The organism is Streptomyces sp. ISL-10, assembly GCF_018614575.1.
Lineage (GTDB): Bacteria > Actinomycetota > Actinomycetes > Streptomycetales > Streptomycetaceae > Streptomyces.
Window position 1 is genome coordinate 14,612 of sequence record NZ_JAGGOJ010000030.1, and the last position, 17,206, is coordinate 31,817.

18 protein-coding genes are annotated in these 17,206 nt (G+C 71.9%); 10 read left to right on the forward strand and 8 right to left on the reverse strand.

Features of this window, described 5'->3' with window-relative positions; translation table 11 throughout:
- Positions 1-97 precede the first annotated feature (97 nt).
- Positions 98-688: a hypothetical protein gene (locus J7E88_RS28760; RefSeq protein WP_215186214.1), complete on the reverse strand. Its 591-nt coding sequence runs from the start codon at positions 686-688 to the stop codon at positions 98-100.
- 486 nt (positions 689-1,174) lie between these two features.
- Between J7E88_RS28760 and J7E88_RS28765 the strand changes: the two genes are divergently transcribed.
- Positions 1,175-2,683, forward strand: a complete 1,509-nt coding sequence (locus tag J7E88_RS28765) for a glutamate-cysteine ligase family protein (RefSeq protein WP_215186216.1) — start codon at positions 1,175-1,177, stop codon at positions 2,681-2,683.
- Between the two features lie 229 nt (positions 2,684-2,912).
- Here the strand turns inward: J7E88_RS28765 and J7E88_RS28770 are convergent, their stop codons facing one another.
- Positions 2,913-4,712 carry a substrate-binding domain-containing protein gene (locus tag J7E88_RS28770; protein ID WP_215186217.1) on the reverse strand — a complete coding sequence of 600 codons (1,800 nt, stop codon included), beginning with the start codon at positions 4,710-4,712 and terminating at the stop codon, positions 2,913-2,915.
- A 183-nt stretch (positions 4,713-4,895) separates the two neighbouring features.
- Here J7E88_RS28770 and J7E88_RS28775 point away from each other — a divergent pair, with 183 nt between their 5' ends.
- Positions 4,896-5,693: a CPBP family intramembrane glutamic endopeptidase gene (locus J7E88_RS28775; RefSeq protein WP_215186218.1), complete on the forward strand. Its 798-nt coding sequence runs from the start codon at positions 4,896-4,898 to the stop codon at positions 5,691-5,693.
- A gap of 63 nt (positions 5,694-5,756) precedes the next feature.
- On the opposite strand, the gene J7E88_RS28780 is transcribed toward J7E88_RS28775, so the two are convergent.
- Positions 5,757-6,578 (reverse strand): PhzF family phenazine biosynthesis protein, encoded by an 822-nt coding sequence (locus J7E88_RS28780; protein WP_215186219.1) that lies wholly within the window; start codon positions 6,576-6,578, stop codon positions 5,757-5,759.
- Between the two features lie 137 nt (positions 6,579-6,715).
- Between J7E88_RS28780 and J7E88_RS28785 the strand changes: the two genes are divergently transcribed.
- Positions 6,716-7,330 (forward strand): PadR family transcriptional regulator, encoded by a 615-nt coding sequence (locus J7E88_RS28785; protein ID WP_215186220.1) that lies wholly within the window; start codon positions 6,716-6,718, stop codon positions 7,328-7,330.
- Positions 7,331-7,389: 59 nt separating this feature from the next.
- Here the strand turns inward: J7E88_RS28785 and J7E88_RS28790 are convergent, their stop codons facing one another.
- Positions 7,390-7,818, reverse strand: coding sequence for an SRPBCC family protein (locus J7E88_RS28790; protein WP_215186221.1), 429 nt, complete (start codon positions 7,816-7,818; stop codon positions 7,390-7,392).
- 281 nt (positions 7,819-8,099) lie between these two features.
- On the opposite strand from J7E88_RS28790, the gene J7E88_RS28795 reads away from it, so the two are divergent.
- The 3 genes from J7E88_RS28795 (at position 8,100) to J7E88_RS28805 (ending at position 10,743) form a co-directional block, all read left to right on the forward strand.
- Complete coding sequence (locus tag J7E88_RS28795) at positions 8,100-8,576, forward strand: hypothetical protein (protein ID WP_374196334.1); 477 nt, start codon at positions 8,100-8,102, stop codon at positions 8,574-8,576.
- 12 nt (positions 8,577-8,588) lie between these two features.
- Positions 8,589-9,599 carry a DMT family transporter gene (locus J7E88_RS28800; RefSeq protein ID WP_215186222.1) on the forward strand — a complete coding sequence of 337 codons (1,011 nt, stop codon included), beginning with the start codon at positions 8,589-8,591 and terminating at the stop codon, positions 9,597-9,599.
- 163 nt (positions 9,600-9,762) lie between these two features.
- On the forward strand, positions 9,763-10,743 hold the full coding sequence (locus J7E88_RS28805) for a DMT family transporter (RefSeq protein WP_215186223.1): 981 nt from the start codon (positions 9,763-9,765) through the stop codon (positions 10,741-10,743).
- A gap of 176 nt (positions 10,744-10,919) precedes the next feature.
- Here J7E88_RS28805 and J7E88_RS28810 read toward each other — a convergent pair whose 3' ends face one another.
- Entirely contained in the window at positions 10,920-11,603 is a 684-nt protein-coding gene (locus J7E88_RS28810; protein ID WP_215186224.1) for a pyridoxamine 5'-phosphate oxidase family protein, read from the reverse strand.
- 35 nt (positions 11,604-11,638) lie between these two features.
- On the opposite strand from J7E88_RS28810, the gene J7E88_RS28815 reads away from it, so the two are divergent.
- Positions 11,639-12,970, forward strand: coding sequence for an aminotransferase class I/II-fold pyridoxal phosphate-dependent enzyme (locus tag J7E88_RS28815; RefSeq protein ID WP_215186226.1), 1,332 nt, complete (start codon positions 11,639-11,641; stop codon positions 12,968-12,970).
- Here J7E88_RS28815 and J7E88_RS28820 read toward each other — a convergent pair.
- On the reverse strand, positions 12,961-14,037 hold the full coding sequence (locus J7E88_RS28820) for a DMT family transporter (protein ID WP_215186228.1): 1,077 nt from the start codon (positions 14,035-14,037) through the stop codon (positions 12,961-12,963). The two genes, J7E88_RS28815 and J7E88_RS28820, sit on opposite strands and share 10 nt — an antisense overlap.
- A 74-nt stretch (positions 14,038-14,111) precedes the next feature.
- On the opposite strand from J7E88_RS28820, the gene J7E88_RS28825 reads away from it, so the two are divergent.
- Entirely contained in the window at positions 14,112-15,014 is a 903-nt protein-coding gene (locus J7E88_RS28825; RefSeq protein WP_215186229.1) for a LysR family transcriptional regulator, read from the forward strand.
- Here J7E88_RS28825 and J7E88_RS28830 read toward each other — a convergent pair.
- The gene (locus J7E88_RS28830) at positions 15,003-15,470 is read right to left on the reverse strand and encodes a pyridoxamine 5'-phosphate oxidase family protein (protein ID WP_215186231.1); all 468 of its coding nucleotides are present in this window, start codon (positions 15,468-15,470) and stop codon (positions 15,003-15,005) included. The two genes, J7E88_RS28825 and J7E88_RS28830, sit on opposite strands and share 12 nt — an antisense overlap.
- 111 nt (positions 15,471-15,581) lie before the next feature.
- Here J7E88_RS28830 and J7E88_RS28835 point away from each other — a divergent pair, with 111 nt between their 5' ends.
- Positions 15,582-16,262, forward strand: coding sequence for a cysteine hydrolase (locus tag J7E88_RS28835; protein ID WP_215186233.1), 681 nt, complete (start codon positions 15,582-15,584; stop codon positions 16,260-16,262).
- A 49-nt stretch (positions 16,263-16,311) separates the two neighbouring features.
- Here J7E88_RS28835 and J7E88_RS28840 read toward each other — a convergent pair whose 3' ends face one another.
- Positions 16,312-16,782 carry a Rieske (2Fe-2S) protein gene (locus J7E88_RS28840; protein WP_215186235.1) on the reverse strand — a complete coding sequence of 157 codons (471 nt, stop codon included), beginning with the start codon at positions 16,780-16,782 and terminating at the stop codon, positions 16,312-16,314.
- Positions 16,783-16,956: 174 nt separating this feature from the next.
- Between J7E88_RS28840 and J7E88_RS28845 the strand changes: the two genes are divergently transcribed.
- A partial coding sequence (locus J7E88_RS28845; RefSeq protein ID WP_374196335.1) for a HipA family kinase occupies positions 16,957-17,206 on the forward strand: 250 nt, incomplete at its 3' end.

Below are 17,206 nucleotides of genomic sequence, written 5' to 3' on the forward strand. Positions count from 1 at the left end.
CCCGCCGGGGCTAGTCCGGCCGGGCCATGTGCCGTTCACCAGTACGCCCCGCGACTGTTTGGTCGCGGGGCGCAAGGGCCGAGGGTTGGGGGCCGGATCAGGCGGCCGGGGAGTCGAGGAGCGGTTCAGGACTCAGCCGCAGGGTCAACACCGGCACCAGATCGGCGACCTGGTGCGGCCGGTGGGCCGCGATGCCGGGCGGAGCCGGTGCCAGCGGCACCAGGACGTCGGTCGGCTGAAGGGTGCCGGCGGAGGCGTCCGCGTCGATGTCGCGATGCAGCCAGAGGGTGAGCATGTACAGCTGCGGTACGGACAGCAGCCTTGGCTGGAAAGGCGATCCCATCGCCTCGGCCTGGCGCAGCGCACGTTCGGTGGAACCGAGATAGGGGCCCTCGAAGAAGTGCGAGAAGACCCAGCCGTCGGGTGTCAGCCTGGTGTCCGCTGCGGCCACGGCGCGATCGCCGCTGCGGATGAGGAACCGCCAGCCGGCGAGCCGGGTGTACGGAGCGCTGCCGCTCGGCACGACCCGGTCCAGCACATGGACCGGAAGCGGCAGTTCGGGGCTCAGAGGTCCCTGGATGGACCGCAGAGCGGGCGTCGGAGCCTCACGGACGACCGTGGGGGAACCGAGAGCTGCGAGAACGCTGCGCAGGGCGGGCGCGGGGGCCGGGGGGACATGCAGCGGCATGATGGGTCGCCTCTCACTCAAGAGACACGTGATGCGGGGAGATGCAGACGGCACTGTCGGCGTACGGGCCGCGCGGGGCCGGAAGACCACCTGGCGCCGATCTCGGCCCTTCCGCAGAGTTTATACGACCCGTGTTCAGGCATTGTTTCCGCTAGCCGTCCCGCGTATTTCCCGCAAGGCGAATTCCAGACCGTCAGCAAGCGGTTTCTGACCTATTTTTCAGGTCGCCGACGCTGCTGCCTGGTGTTTTCGCCACGATGTGGTAGGCCGAATATGGATGGTGCCTGACGCCCGGCCCGTCCCGGAAAGTGACCGTCGCATCACGCCAGGGGAAGTGCCGGATGAATGTGCCCCCTGCGTGCCGAGTCCAGCCTATCGGCAGCGGACCTGCCGCACGGGCGTTACGGATCAAAGAGTCTGGGCATTATCGTCCGTGACACGAGCGGCCCACGCTGCGTGGCTGCCCACTCGAGGAGGGACGCTTCGATGGGGGAGAAGATCGTGGCAGGCGGCTTCGACCTGTCCGATCGGCAACGGTACCGGCGCAAGCTGCAACAGTGCCTCGCGGGACTGGGGCGGCTCCTTGCGGAGAAGAGGTTCGACCGGCCCAGGAATCTCATGGGGCTGGAGATAGAGCTGAATCTCGCCGATTCGGACGGGACACCGCGCATGATGAATGCGGAAGTGCTCTCCCGCATCTCGAGTCCGGATTTCCAGACCGAGCTGGCGATGTTCAATCTGGAAGTAAACATCGTTCCGCACCGGCTGGACAGGCACGTCTTCGATCAGCTGGCAGAAGAGTTGCGGACCGGCCTCGGATATGCCGACCGCAGGGCCGCGGATGTGGGCTCCGGACTCGTGATGATCGGAATTCTGCCGACCCTGCGGCAGCAGGATCTCGTCTCCGCCAACCTTTCCGACGTCGATCGCTACACCCTGCTCAACGATCAGATCGTGGCGGCACGGGGCGAGGAATTCACGCTCGACATCGAGGGCGTCGAGAGACTGACCTGCACCTCGGCGTCGATCGCCCCCGAGGCGGCCTGTACCTCGGTCCAGCTGCATCTGCAGGTGACGCCGGCCCGGTTCGCCGACGTGTGGAACGCGGCGCAGGCGGTCGCGGCCGTCCAGGTCGCCGTCGGGGCCAACTCGCCCTTCCTGTTCGGCAGGGAGCTGTGGCGGGAGTCGCGGCCGCCGCTGTTCCAGCAGGCCACCGACACCCGCCCGCCCGAGCTCCAGGCCCAGGGAGTGCGGCCGCGGACCTGGTTCGGTGAGCGCTGGGTGAACTCCGCGTACGACCTCTTCGAGGAGAACGTGCGCTACTTCCCCGCGCTGCTGCCGATATGCGACGACGAGGACCCACTGCGGGTGCTGGACGACGGCGGCGTCCCCCGGCTCCAGGAACTCGCCCTGCACAACGGAACCGTCTACCGCTGGAACCGGCCGGTGTACGCGGTGGTCGACGGTGTGCCGCACCTGCGCGTGGAGAACCGCGTCCTGCCTGCGGGGCCCACGGTCGCCGATGTCGTCGCCAACGCGGCCTTCTACTACGGACTCGTACGGGCGCTGGCCGAGGAGGCGCGGCCGGTGTGGTCCCGGCTGCCTTTCGCGGCGGCCCGCGAGAACTTCGAGGCCGCCTGCCGTCACGGCATCGAGGCCGAACTGCTGTGGCCGCGTCCCGGCCGCGGAGGCATCACCCGCGTGCCCGTCGTCAAACTCGTACGCGATGAACTGCTCCCGCTCGCCGCGGCGGGTCTGGACGCTTGGAACATCGAGCCGGCCGACCGGGACCTGTACCTCGGCATGATCGAGGAGCGGTGCAGGCGCCGGACGAACGGGGCCTCCTGGCAGGCGGAAACGTTCCACCATGCGCTGGAGGCCGGCCTGGAACGGGACGCGGCGCTCGCGGCGACCACCCGGCGCTACTGCGATCTGATGCGCGAAGGGCAGCCGGTGCACACCTGGCCCGTGGGGTTCCCCGGCAGCGACGCCTGACGGGGAGCGACGGCGATCGATCGGCCCGCGGCCGGGGCCTGTTCACTGCGGTCGAGCGGCCCGGGCCGGTTGACGGCGGGCCAGGGTGGTCGATCGGCGCACGCCGGGGCTGGTTGACGCCGGTTGACGGCGGACCAGGATGGCCGAGCGGCCCATGCAGGGGCTGGTTGACGCCGGTTGACGGCGGCCCAGGGTGGTCGATCGGCGCACGCCGCGCCCGGCCCGCGCCTCAGCTCTCGGTCGCGCGTCCTTTCTGCCCCACCGTCATGATCGCCTCGAGGATCACCGACGTGATCTCCGCCGGGTCGCTGACCTGGTAGCCGGCACCGCCCGTCGCCCTGGCGATCTCGTCCACCTCCTGGAGGTCCGCCTCGGCCCCGATGGCGATGGCGATCAACGGTACGGGGGTGTTGGGATTGCTCAGCTGGTTCAGCTCGGTGATCAGATTGCTGCGGCTGATGCTGAACCGGTCCTGGTTCGACCCGTCCGTGAGCACGACCAGCGCGTTGAACTTGTCCTTCACATACGTGTCCTGGGCCTTCTTGTAGACCGCGAGCGTGGTGTCGTACAGGCCCGTCGCGCCGTTGGGCACGGGAGCGAGGTCGTCGAACGCCTTGGAAAGGCGAGCCCGCTGGTTGCCGGGCCTGCCCACCGGGCCCAGTGGGTCCGTGGGCACCACCTCGCGGTAGTCGTTCGGGCCGTCGAGCCCGGTCGCGAACTCCCACAGGCCGATCTCGTCCTCCGGCGTGAACTGGTCCAGCGCCTTCTGCAGCGAGGCCCTGGTGACATCGAGCCGCGACTGCGTGCCCCGCCCCGGCACCGGAGTCTGCATCGACCCCGAGACGTCGACGACGGTGGTCAGGCGGGCGCTCTGCACGGTGATGGTCCACATACCCAACGTCTGCTGGATCGCGTCCCGCGGCGGCGGCTCGGCGGCCGCGCCCTCGGCCGTGAACGGCTGCGGCGCCAGGCCGCCCGCCGCACGGACCAGCGCCCCGTCCACGGGCCGGTCCGGCATGCGGAATCCCCGCCGAGCGAGGACCGCGCGTGACCGCGGCTCGGTCAGCAGTGCCATGAAGCGGGTGGCCGCGCGGCTCTCGTCGGTGGACAGATCCGTCTCGTCGACGAGCTCGTAGGGGTAGTCGAGCATCGGGCTGCCGTCCTCGGGATAGAACAGCCGCAGGTCGGGGATGCCGTCACCGGCCGCCGCGTTGTACGCGAACGCCGCCTGCTCACTGAGGAAGACGGCCTGGTTGCGGGCCGGATCCCCGGCCGCCTCGCCCGTGTCGGCGCGCGCGAGAGTGCTCACGACCTCCGTGTCCGTGTCCGACACCCGCTGGGACAGCAGCCTGGCCGTTGCCGCGACAGCCGTGTCCGTGGCCGGGCCGCCCGTGCGCCGGGCGGAGCGGGAGACGCTGGTGAGCGCGAGCAGCCCGGTGGCACTGTGAGCCGGGTCGGCGGAGCCGAGGCGGACGCTGTCCGTGGCCGTCACAGCGGTGGTGAGATCCGCCCAGCTGTACGTGGTGCGCGGCCAGCCCAGCTCGGCGCCTGCGGACGGCACGATGGCCAGTGCGACGGGGGTCTGGGCGACGTTGCCCGCGGGTGTCAGCGGCACGCCGTCGCCGGTGCCCCGGATGCGCTCCGCCCAGACGTCGGAGTCGGGCAGCCAGACCTCGTAGTCGGGGCTGTTCGACCCCGTCGCGAGAAGCTCCGCCACCTCGTGGTTCTCGCGGGCGACGACGCGCACGTCCATGCACTGGCCGTCGGACCTGACGCCCTCCTCGCGAGCCCGGTCGGCGACCTCCTTCACGGCGGGCGCGATGTCGGGGGAGGCGGCCAGATCGATCCGGACGGCGGAGTCCTCGCAGGAACCGGCGAAGGGGAGAAGACCGCTCTGCGCGGCCGCCCCCGCTCCGGCCACGACGCCGAGCACGAGCGAGGTGGCGATGGCGATCGTGCGGCGGCGTACGCGGGGACGGGACCTGCCTCGCTCCGTCGCGTCGGCGTCGGGCAAGCTGTGACGTCCCATGCGGTGGTGCCCCTCCTTGTGCGGTGTGCAAGGAAAAGGGGACCCGCGTCATCCCGATGACGTGTGTCCCCCGGCCTGTCGCGCGCGATCTTCGCACCTGTATTCGAGACCCTAGCGGGACGAGGATGGGGGCGAGGCTGGATTGGTGAACTGGAGGCAGTTGTGCAGGCGGAGGCGGGAGGCGTGGCCGATTCTCTTCCCCGGGAGGGCGCTTCGCGGAAGATCTTGCGGTCCGAGACGGTGCTCGTCCTCGCGCTGTCGCTGGGTGCGAGCGCGGTCTCGGCCCTGATCAGCTTTGTCGGTTCGCTGACGAAGCCGGGGGGGCTCAAGGACCAGGCGGCGGCGCTCAACTCGTCGTACGCGCCGGGGCGGCCGTGGCTCGATCTCGCCTGGCAGCTTTTCGGGATCGCCACCGCGCTGGTGCCCGTGCTGCTCGTGGCTCACTTCCTGCTCCGCGAGCGCTCCGGGCTCGGGGCGATCGGCTTCGACCGGCGCAGGCCGTGGTCGGACCTGGGCAGGGGCACGCTCGTGGCCGCGGGCATCGGCAGTGCCGGGCTCGCCTTCTATCTGGTCGCGCGCGCCACGGGGTTCAACCTCACCGTCGTGCCCGAATCGCTGCCGGACGTGTGGTGGAAGTACCCGGTGCTGATCCTCTCGGCGATCCAGAACTCCGTGCTGGAGGAGGTGATCGTCGTCGGCTACCTGCTTCGCAGGCTCGGGCAGTTGGGCTGGTCACCGATGGCTGCGCTCGCCGCCAGCTCGGTGCTGCGCGGTTCGTACCACCTCTACCAGGGCGTCGGCGGCTTCGTCGGCAACATGGTGATGGGCGTGGTCTTCGTGCTCCTGTACCGGCGATGGGGCCGGGTCGGGCCGCTGGTGGCGGCGCATGCGCTGCTCGACATCGTGGCCTTCGTCGGTTACGGGCTGCTGGCCGGCAACGTGTGCTGGCTGCCCACGCCGGCAGGCCGCGAAAGCTGCTGACGAGGGGCGTACGGCACCGGCCGCACGCCCCAGTGGGCACCGGCCGCACGCCCCGGTGTCACTTCAGGGTGCCGTCAGCAGTTCCCCGTCGATGACGGTCACCGCGCCGCCCGTGAGCAGGGTGCGCTCGCCGCGCAGTGCGGTGCGGACCAGGCCCGAACGGGCTGACGCCTGGAGTCCGGTCAGGTCGTCGCGGCCCTGGCGCGTGGACCAGAACGGCGCGAGCGCGGTGTGCGCGCTCCCCGTGACGGGGTCCTCGTCGATGCCGAGGCGCGGGAAGAAGCAGCGCGACACGTAGTCGTACCCCGCCGAGGGGTCCTGGGCGGGGGCGGTCGCGATGATGCCCCGCTCGGAGTGCGCCACGAGGGCCGCGAGGTCCGGCGCCAGTGAGCGCACCGTGCGTTCGTCGGCCAGCTCCACCAGCAGATCGCCGACGTGCGGTCCGGTGTCGTGGGCGGACAGGACCTCGGCGCCGAGTGCCTTCGCGACGCCGTCCGGGACGGGGACGGGCGTGAGTGGCGACGTGGGGAAGTCGAGGGTGACGGTCGCGTCGTCGTGGGCCGTGGCGGTCAGGATGCCGCAGCGCGCGCTGAAGCGCACCGTGCCGCCGCCGGCACCCGTGGTGTGCAGGACGTGGGCGGTGGCGAGGGTGGCGTGCCCGCACATGTCGACCTCGGCGGCAGGGGTGAACCAGCGCAGCGCCCAGTCGGCGCCCCCACCGGCGGGCAGGGGATGGGCGAACGCGGTCTCGGAGAGGTTCACCTCCTTCGCCACGTTCTGGAGCCAGGTGTCGTCGGGGAATCCGCCGGAGTCGAACAGCAGGACTCCGGCCGGGTTGCCGGCGAAGGGGCGGTCGGTGAAGGCGTCGACGATTCGAATCCGCATGCCGTGACCGTAGAGGCCGCGCAAAGCCGCAGGCCAAGGCCAATCGGGGAGCGCTGGACACATCGGGCTTTCCATGCGACAGGTTCCGATATATCGTTGAGGTGTCGCGACAGGTCAACGATGGAAGGAGCGTAACGATGCGTTCGCATGGACACGGACAGGGTCACGACCACGGTCAGGGCCATGGGCACTGTGGGCCCGGACATCAGGGTCGGGGCGAATGGGAGGGCCGGCGTGCGGCGTTCGGGCCCTGGGGACCGCCGTTCGGCGGACCCTTCGGCGGCGGGCGGGGGCGTGGCGGCGGCCGGGGCAGGGCACGGCGCGGCGATGTGCGCGCCTCGATCCTGGCCCTGCTGAAGAACGGTCCGATGCACGGTTACGAGATGATCCAGGAGATCGCCGAGCGCAGTGGCGGTGCCTGGAAGCCCAGCCCCGGCTCGGTCTACCCGACGCTGCAGCTGCTCGAGGACGAGGGGCTGATCGTCTCGGAGAGCGAGGGCGGCAAGAAGCTGTTCACGCTGACCGATTCGGGGCGCGCCGAGGCCGAGACGGGTCCGGAGGCCCCGTGGGAGGAGGCCGGGCGCGGCATCGACTGGGACACGGTCAATGAGATCCGTCAGGCCGGCTTCGGGCTGATGGAGGCATTCGGTCAGGTCTGGAAGACGGGGAACGCCGAGCAGCGGCAGAAGGCCGTGGCCGTCATCAACGAGACCCGCAAGAAGCTCTACCTCATCCTCGCCGACGAGCACTGAGCCGAACACCGGCAGCCAGGGGCCCCGGAATTCACCGCCGCGGGGCCCCTGGCGCGTGATCAGGTGACCAGTCCGCCCAGTCTGCGCAGCGACTCGTTGAGGGCTGCCGTCGCCGAGTCCGTGAGCTTGCCCGCCATGAGGGAGACGGCCGCTCCGGTGAACTCGCCGTCGATGCGCACCGTGGTGGCCGGCCCGTCCGGCACGAGCGCGTAGCGGGTGCCGACGTTCACGGCCATCGGCCCCTTGCCCTTGATGGCGAGCACCCGCTCGGTCTCCAGCTCCTCGACCGTCCAGGTCACCTCGGCGGGAAAGCCCATCAGTTTCATGTTCTCGGTGAACACGGCGCCGGTTTCCAGCGGTTCGGGGCCGCCCTTGGGGAAGCTGGTGTGCGTGGTGTTCCACCGGCCGTACGTGCTGAAGTCCGTCAGCTGGGCCCAGACCTTCGCCGCCGGCGCCTCGATGCGTGCCTCCGCGCTGACCTCGGCCATGTGGCCACCCCTTCCGGTCGGGTTACGGTGCCGGGAACGTAGCTCCGGGGTCGCGAACATTCAATACTGATGGCCTGTCAGATCTGCTCGCGCCCTGAGGGAAGGCGGCGCGCCGCCCGCGAGCGGAGACAGGTGCGCCCAACCTCCGTGGGATGCGGACATGCTCCCCAGCGGGGATGTTCAGGCCGCGTGCAGCTGATGAGGTGGAACGGTGCAGAGTTCCATGCCCCGGGCGTCCCGGCACCCCGCCCTCACCCCTCAGCCGGCCTCGGTGGTCGCGGGTGCGGGACGGTGACCGGCAGATCGACACGGCCCACCTGCTGCGATCGCTGCTGGAGCCGGAGGCCGACGTCAGGGCCGCGGTCGGCGACGGTGCGCAGGTCGCGCGCGTGCTCGGATACCTCGTGCAGCGGAGCATCGGCTACGGGCTGCGCCGGCAGGGATCGGTGGAGGACTCCGGGACGCTCTTCCCGCAGGCGCCCGGCACCGCGTCGCTCGGCACCGCGTCGCTCGGCACCGCGTCGCTCGGCTGGTCGCCGTCGGCCGTTGCCGCGATGGCGGGGGCACTCGGCCGGGCGCGGATACGGGGAGATCTGCGGGCCACGGCATCGACCTGCTGGCCCGCATCCCCGCTGATCCCTGGTGCCGGACCGTCGACGTCCTGCGCCGCGCGGGCGTCGACACGACGCAGCTCGGCGCGCGGATCGCGGCAGCGTCTCGACATGTGTCATGGGGGTGACGGTCCTGACGCGCCCTGACATCATGTCCCGATGCGCACGTCTTCGGGAAGAAGCGCCGGCCTGGGCATCGCCCTCGGGTCGGCCTTCGCCTTCGGTGGGTCGGGAGTCGCGGCCAAGCCGCTGATCGAGGCCGGGCTCGACCCGCTCCATGTGGTGTGGCTGCGGGTGGCGGGCTCCGCCCTCGTCATGCTGCCGCTGGCCTGGCGTCATCGCGCCCTCGTGCTGCGCAGGCCCGCCCTGCTCGCGGGCTTCGGGCTGCTGGCCGTCGCGGGCGTGCAGGCCTGCTACTTCGCGGCGATCGCACGCATCCCCGTCGGCGTCGCGCTCCTCATCGAGTACCTGGCGCCCGCTCTTGTGCTCGGCTGGGTGCGCTTCGTCCAGCGGCGCCCGGTGACCCGCGCCGCGGTCGTGGGCGTCCTCCTCGCGGCGGCCGGACTCGCCTGCGTCGTGGAGGTCTGGTCCGGGCTCGGCTTCGACGCCCTCGGACTGCTGCTCGCGCTCGGCGCCGCGTGCTGCCAGGTCGGCTACTTCGTGCTCTCCGACCAGGGCGGCGACAGCGACGACGCACCCGACCCGCTGGGCGTGATCGCCTACGGTCTCCTCATCGGCGCGGCCGTGCTCACTCTCGTGGCCAGGCCCTGGGGCATGGACTGGTCGCTGCTCGCGGCCGCCGCGGACATGGACGGCACACAGGTGCCCGCGGCACTGCTGCTCGGCTGGATCGTTCTGATCGCGACCGTGCTCGCGTACGTCACCGGCGTCGTCTCGGTGCGCATGCTCTCCCCGCAGGTGGCCGGTGTCGTGGCCTGTCTGGAGGCGGTCGTCGCGACCGTGCTGGCCTGGGTCCTGCTCGGCGAGCACCTGTCGGCCCCGCAGATCGCCGGCGGCGCGGTGGTGCTGATCGGGGCGTTCATCGCCCAGTCGCAGGCGCCCAAGGCGCCGTCCGGACCGGTCGCCGAGGGCGGACCCGGGTCGGTCCGGACCGGCGCGGGTGAGGACGCCTCCGCCGGGGAGTTGTCCGCCGGACATCCCGCCCCGTAGTGTGGCGATCATGCATTCGACTGTGCTTCCGCCGCCTGCCGCTTAGAGCGGGCGGCCGTTTTCCGACGAGGACCGGGCTCGGGGTACCCCCGAGCGGTTCGCCGCTGCCCGCGTGACGGAGCCGAGCGACCCCTCATCCCTGTCCTCCACACGGAGAAGTCACGTGTCGAATTCCTCTGCAGCTCCCGTCGGCGTGCCCGTCGGACGGAGCCTCGTCTATCTCGTCTTCGCCGGCGTCGCCTGGGGCACGGCCGGCGCCGCGGCCTCCCTCGTCTTCGCCGTGAGCGATCTCGGTCCGCTCGCGCTGTCCTTCTGGCGCTGCGCGGGCGGACTCCTGCTGCTGCTCGCCGTCCTCGCGGTACGAGCACGCCGGCGGGCGTCGACCCCCGCGCTCCGGGCCGTCCCCGAGTCCCGCGGGCGCAGATTCCTGCGCATCGCCGGCACCGGTGTCGGGCTGACGCTCTTCCAGAGCGCCTACTTCGCCGCCGTCGAAGCGACCGGTCTCGCCGTGGGAACGGTGGTCACGCTCGGCGCGGGGCCCGTCCTCATCGCCGTCGGCGCCCGGCTCACCATGGGCGAACGCCTGGGCCGCGGCGGCACGCTCGCGGTGGCCGGAGCCCTCGCCGGGCTCGGCGTGCTGGTCCTCGGCGGCGAGGGTGGCGCCGTACGGCCCCTGGGGGTCGTGCTCGCCCTGCTCTCCGCGGCCGGGTACGCCGCGATCACCCTGCTCACGCGATGGCTGGGCCGGGACGGAGGCGGCGGCGACTCTCTGTCGACGACGGCGTGGGCGTTCGCCATCGGCTCGATCGGCCTGCTGCCCATGGCGCTCGCCGAGGGACTGCTGCCGCACACCGCGGACCCGGTCCGGGTGGCGTGGCTGCTCGTCTACGTCGCGGCCGTGCCCACGGCACTCGCCTACGCGCTGTACTTCGCGGGCGCCGCCGTGGTCCGCGCCGCCACCGTCTCCGTGATCATGCTGCTGGAGCCGGTGAGCGCGGCCGTCATCGCGGTGACGCTGCTGGACGAGCGGCTGACGCCGGCGACGGTCGTCGGCACGCTGCTCCTGCTGACCGCCGTGGCGGGGCTCGCGGTGGCGGAGGCACGGGTCGCGGCGGTACGCAGGCGGGCGATGGCCACGGCGTGAGCCGGGCGGCTCGGGCGGCGGTGTTGTGGTAGTGGGGTGTGGCGGGGCCGGCTGTCCGGGGTCGGCCCCGTGCCCGGCCCGGGCCTCGCCGGAGGGGCCTGCCTCCGGCACGCGCCGCGCCGCCTGCCCGCCCGATCGGGGCCGCAACCCGACGGCGGGCGACGGCGTCAGGCCGCTCAGGCGAGTGTCGCCAGATAGGCCGGGAGAGGCGTCGACTCCGGGAGGTCGGGCGACGGGATCGGGGGGCCGTACGCGGCGGCCACCGGGATCACCCCCGTCCAGTGCGGCAGCGTCATGTCGTCGGGCTCGTCGTTCGGTCCGCCCGCGCGGCACTTCGCGGACACCTCGGCGAGGTCGAGGCGGACGACGGCCGTCGCCGCCAGCTCCTTGGCGTTCGCCGGGCGTGAGTCCTTCGACCGGCCCGCGACCACGTGGTCGACCAGCGCGTCCAGGGCCCTGCGCTTCTCGTCCGGGTCGGTGACCTGGTGCGCCGTGCCGTGGATGACCGCCGAACGGTAGTTGATGGAGTGGTGGAACGCGGAGCGTGCCAGCACCAGGCCGTCGACATGCGTGACCGTCAGGCACACGGCCAGTCCCGGATCGGTCTCGCCCGCCAGCCGCATCGGCCGCGAACCGGTCGAACCGTGGACGTACAGCGTTTCGCCGACGCGGGCGTAGAGGGTCGGCAGCACGACGGGCGCGCCGTCCCGCACGAAGCCGAGGTGGCAGACGTAGGCGCTGTCGAGTATCGAGTGGACGAACTCACGGTCGTACGAGGCCCGTTCCCGGGCCCGGGTGGGAACCGTGCGGCCGGTCGGTTCGTACGCGGTGGCGGCGTCCGGCTGGGCGTGGTCCGGCATTGCATCCTCCATTGCACTAGTGCATAATCTGTTTTGTGCTAGGAGACTATCGGATCACCGGACGGCGTGCATCGGAGATTGCCGGGAGCATCGAGCGCGCGGTGGGCGCGGGGGATCTCGAACCGGGGCAACTGCTGCCGCCGATGCGCGAGTTGGCCCATGGCCTCGGCGTCAATCCCAATACGGTGGCGGCCGCCTACCGCACCCTGCGCGAGCGCGGCGTCATCGAGACGGCCGGCCGCAGGGGGAGCCGGGTGCGCCCGCGCCCCGCGAGTACGCCCCGTAACGCCATCCGGGTCGACGCGCCGCCCGGCGTGCGCAACCTCGGCGAGGGCAACCCCGACGCCGCCCTGCTGCCGCCACTGGACGAGGCGCTCGCTGCCGCTGCCCGTCGCCACGCCGAGAGGCCCACGCTCTACGGATCAGGCCCGCTCGACCCCGAGTTCGCCCGCCTCGCCAGGGCCTCTCTCGATGCCGACGGGGTCCCCGCCGGGCCGCTCGGTGCCACCGCGGGCGCGCTGGACGCCATCGAGCGCGTCCTGTCCGCCCACCTGAAGGCCGGTGACACGGTCGCGGTCGAGGATCCCGGGTGGGGAAGCCTGCTCGACCTGGTCACGGCTCTCGGGCTCAAGGCGCTGCCCGTCGGGCTCGACGACGACGGTCCGCTCCCGGCCGATGCGGAACGGGCCCTCGCGGCAGGAGCCCGCGCGATCGTCGTCACCGACCGGGCGCAGAACCCCACCGGCGCGGCCCTCTCGGCCGAGCGGGCCGCGGAACTCCGCGCCGTCCTCGGCCGGTTCCCGCACACCCTGGTCATCGAGGACGACCACGGGTACGCGATCGTCGAGCAGCCGTTGCACCCGCTCGCCGGCGCCACCGCCAGTTGGGCCTTCGTGCGCTCGGCGGCCAAGGCGTACGGGCCGGACCTGCGCGTCGCGGTCCTCACCGGTGACCAGGTCACCGTCGATCGGGTGCAGGGCCGGTTCGGACTCGGTCCCGGCTGGGTCAGCACCCTGTTGCAGGGCGTGGTAGCCCACCTGTGGGCGTCCGACGCGATCGATCCCCGGGCCGTCGCGCGCTCGTACGGCCAGCGGCGCGAGGCGCTCATCGGGGCACTCGCCCGCCGGGGCGTCACGGCGTACGGGCGCAGCGGGATGAACGTGTGGGTGCCCGTGCCCGACGAGACCGGGGCGGTGGCGCGACTGCTGCACGCGGGCTGGGCGGTTGCTCCGGGGGCCCGTTTCCGGATGTCCGCGCCGCCGGGCGTGCGCATCACCGTCTCCGGGCTGACGCCCGGGGACGTCGAACCGATCGCCGCTGCGGTGGCCGCGGCGATCGGCCCCATGCCGACCCGAAGTTACGGCTGAGCGGCCGGGGCCGGGGGAGTCGCCGGAGCGGGCGCCCCTGCCGCATCCGCAGCGCGCGCCGCCGTCGCTCCGGCCGCTTCCCGGGGGTGCGCCGACGCCGCGACGGGGGCGGTGCGCGCGGTCTTGGCGCGGCTCTGTGTGAGGGCCGCGCCCGCCAGCACGATCAGCGCGCCGACGGGTGTGTTCCAGGCGAGCTGTTCGTCCAGCAGCGCCACGCCCGCCGCGGTGGCGATGACCGGAATGAAGTACGTGACCATCTGCGCCGTCGTCGGGCCGACCTCGGCGACCAGCCCGTACTGCATCAGCAGGGCCAATCCCGTCCCCAGCGCGCCGAGAGCGACGACCGCGAGCAGCGGCACGAGCGGGAAGGAAGGGGGCATGGTGGTGAACAGCGGGGTCACGACGGCGAGTTGGACCGTGGCGATGCCCAGCTGCGCTCCGGTGAGCGACAGGTTCGAGTGGCTCGAGCCCGCCAGCGTACGGCGCACATAGATCCAGCCGACCGGGTAGCTGAGGGAGGCGAGCAGCGCCATCGCCGTGCCGCGGAAGTCGAGGCCCGAGAAGCCCTGCCAGGCGCCGAGGACCGTGAGCACGCCGAGGAATCCGATCCCGAGTCCCGCGACCCGCCGCCGAGTCGGCCGGTCCTCGGACAGGGCGACCAGGGACAACACCATGCCCCACAGCGGCGAGGTGGCGTTGCAGATGCCGGCGAGAGTCGACGGGATCGTCAGCTCGGAGTAGGCGAAGAGCGAGAACGGCAGCGCGTTCAACAGGAACGCCGCTACGGCGAGATGGCCCCAGGTGCGCTGTCCGCGCGGCAGCCGTTCGCGCCGGAAGGCCATCGCCACGGCCAGCACGGCGGTGCCGAAGAAGAGCCTGCCGAGGGTGACCTGGAATGGCGCGTACGCCCCGGTGCCGACCTTGATGAGGAGGAAGCTGAAGCCCCACACCGTGGAGAGCACCGCGAACCTGATGCGCCAGTCGAGGGCGCTGCGGCGCGAAGCGGTGGGCGGAAGGGGCGAGCGGGCGTGGCCGGACGTGGCACATGCCGAGGCGGCGATGGTCATGTCCTCAACGGTCCCGGTTTTGACCTCGTAGGACAAGCGAGAAAATGTCGACCTGTTCGCTTAGTATTGCTTACATGTTGAACCTGGAGCGCCTGCGTACCCTCGACGCCCTCGCCCGGCACGGTTCCGTGAGCGCCGCCGCCGACGGACTGCATGTGACCACCTCGGCCGTCTCCCAGCAGATGGCGAAGCTGGAGCGGGAGGTAGGTCAGCGGCTGCTCGCCAAGAACGGGCGCGGAGTGCGCCTGACCGATGCCGGACAGCTCCTCGCCGACCACGCCGCCCGCATCCTGTCCCAGGTCGAACTGGCCCAGTCCGACATCGAGGCACAGCGCGGGCAGGTCGTGGGGGAGGTGCGGCTCGGCGCTTTCCCCACCGCCGCCCGGGGCCTGTTCCCCGCCGCCGTTGCCGCGTTGCGCGGCGCCCACCCCGACCTGCGGGTGCGCACCCGCGAGCTGGAGCCCGAGCTGGGCCTGCGAGCTGTCATTCGCGGCGACCTCGATCTCGCGGTGGTCCTCGACTGGAGCAACAAGCGGCTGCCGGTGCCGGGCGGCCTCACCCACGCCCAGCTCCTCGACGACGTGCCCGATGTCGCCATGCCGGCCGGCCACCCCCTCGCCGGCCGGGACGAGGTGGACCTGGAGGAGTTCGCGGACGACGAGTGGGTCTCGTGGCCGGAGGGGGAGTTCTGCCACGACTGGCTGGTGTTCACCCTGCGTTCCAAGGGCTTCGAGCCCAAGATCGCGCATCTGGCGGGCGAACACCACACCCAGCTGGCGCTGATCGCCGCCGGTCTCGGTGTGTGCGTCACGCCCCGGCTCGGTCGCGGACCCGTCCCCGAGGGCGTCGCGTTCGTGCCTGTACGGCAGCGGATGCGCCGTCATGTGTACGCGGCCTGGCGCATGGACGCCGACCGCAGGCCCTCCATCAGGGCGGCGGTCGACGCGCTCCGCGCAGCCGCGGGGTCACAGCGCTGACAGCTTCCTGAAGTCCCAGGAGGCGATCGCGTCGGGCGTCAGCCGCAGCCAGGCGTGCCGGCCGTCGTGCGGCATCGCGTCGAGACCGAAGTTCTTGCGGGCGAACAGCGCTTCCGGAGCCCGCAGTTCGGGACGGTCGTCGCCGGTGCGCGGGGCCTCTCCGACGAACACGGCGGTGCCGGAGAGCTCGACGCCCCTCAGCTCTTCGTACTCCTCGCCCTCGTCGACCACGACGGCGATGCGCGGATCGCGGCGCAGTTCGGCCCAGCGGCGGCTGCGGGTCAGCGAGTACAGCCACAGCGACGTACCGTCCCAGGCGAACCACAGGGCGCTCACATGGGGGCGGCCGTCGGATGAGACGGTGGCGACCCGACAGGTGCGCTGTTCGGCGAGGAAGGCGTCCACCTCGGCGGGGGTCATCATGATGCGCCGGCCACGGCGCTGGGTGACGGCCATCGCCTTTCCCTCCGGTAGCTGACTGTGTGTCAGAGAGCATGGCGGCACTTCCTCCGTCGCGCAATGGCGGCTACTCTCGCGCGCCCCGGGCCAGCGAGGAGGGACCGCGTCATGGCGTCAAGGGAAGAGCTTGCCCAGCAGTTGGATCCCGGCAGCACCGTGCTGCTCACCGTCGAATGCCAGGAGGGTGTCGTCGGCGCGCAGAGCGCGCTGCCTGAACTGGCGGCGCAGGCCCGCTCCTCCGGTGTGCTGCGCAATGCCGCGCGCCTGGTGGGAGCGGCGCACGAGGCGGGCGTGCAGGTGATGCACGCCGTCGCGGAGCGGCGGCCTGACGGGCGGGGCGCGAGCCGCAACGCCCGGGTGTTCCGGTCCGCCGCCCGGCTGCCCGTGCAGCAGCACTCCGGTTCGGCCGCGGTCCGCGTCGCGGCGCCCATCGATGTGGCGGACGAGGACTTCGTCGTCCGCAGGCTGCACGGGCTGTCCCCGGTTGCGGGCACCGAGGTGGACGCACTGCTGCGCAACGTCGGCTGCCGCACCCTCGTCGTGACCGGCGTCTCGGCGAACGTGGCCGTCCCGGCCGCCGTCTTCGACGCGGTCAACCTCGGCTACACCGCGGTCGTGGTGGCGGATGCCATCGCGGGGGTGCCCGCCGAGTACACCCCCGCGATGATCCGCAACACGCTGTCGCTGGTGGCCACGATCACCACCACCGACGCCGTGCTGGGTTGCTGGAAGCGGCCACGCCGGACACCGAACACATACCGGCCCGGCCCGGCCGCCTCCCACGCGTGACCCCCACGGCGGGTTCCGGCGCCTGACCCCGTGCGCCGGAACCGCCGTGTCACGCGAGCTTGATGGAATCCCCTTCCACGGTGATCGTCGCCGGAGGCAGCGGCGAGGTCGCGGGACCCGCCTTGACCGTGCCGTCCGACGCGTCGAATGCACTGTTGTGGCAGGGGCAGGTGATGACCCCGTTCGCCACGTCCTTGACCGCGCAGCCCTGGTGCGTGCACTTCGACGAGAACGCCTTGTACTCACCCGCCCGCGGCTGTGTGATAACCACGTCCCCGACGACCTTGCCGCCGCCCTCGGGGATGTCGGTCGTCTTCGCGACCACGGAGCCGCCACCCGCGCCGCCCGTCGATCCGCCGGTCGTGCCTCCGCCCTGGTCCGCGGGCTTGTCGGACACCGACCCGCTCGAGTCGTCCGAACCGCCGCAGGCAGTCAGGGCGACGGCGAGACCGGCGCCGCCCGCCGCGGCGACGACGGTGCGCCGCGCCACGGTCCGTGCGGTCCCCTGCGATCCGGTCATCTTGGCTCCCTCTCCACGGCCGGCCCCGTGCCGGCCGGTTCGTGATGTTGTACGGGGAACCCGGCGCCAGCGTTCAACGCTTCACCCATTTCTCGCGAGGCGTCGGGCCACGGGGTGAGGGCACGTACCAGAAACCCCGCAGGTCGCCCTGGCCTGCCAAGTTACTGTGGGGAAATGCTCTTTGAAGTCACAGCGACCCGCTATGTGACGCCCCTGCGTGAGGGCGGCTCGCTCCCGGGCATCGTCGAGGCCGACGATCTCGGCACGTACGTCATGAAGTTCACGGGCGCCGGGCAGGGCCGCAAGACCCTCGTCGCCGAGGTCATCTGCGGGCAGCTCGGACGGCGTCTGGGCCTGCGCGTGCCCGACCTCGTCACCATCCAGCTCGACCCGGTCATCGGGCTCCTTAAGAATGTTGGCGGTC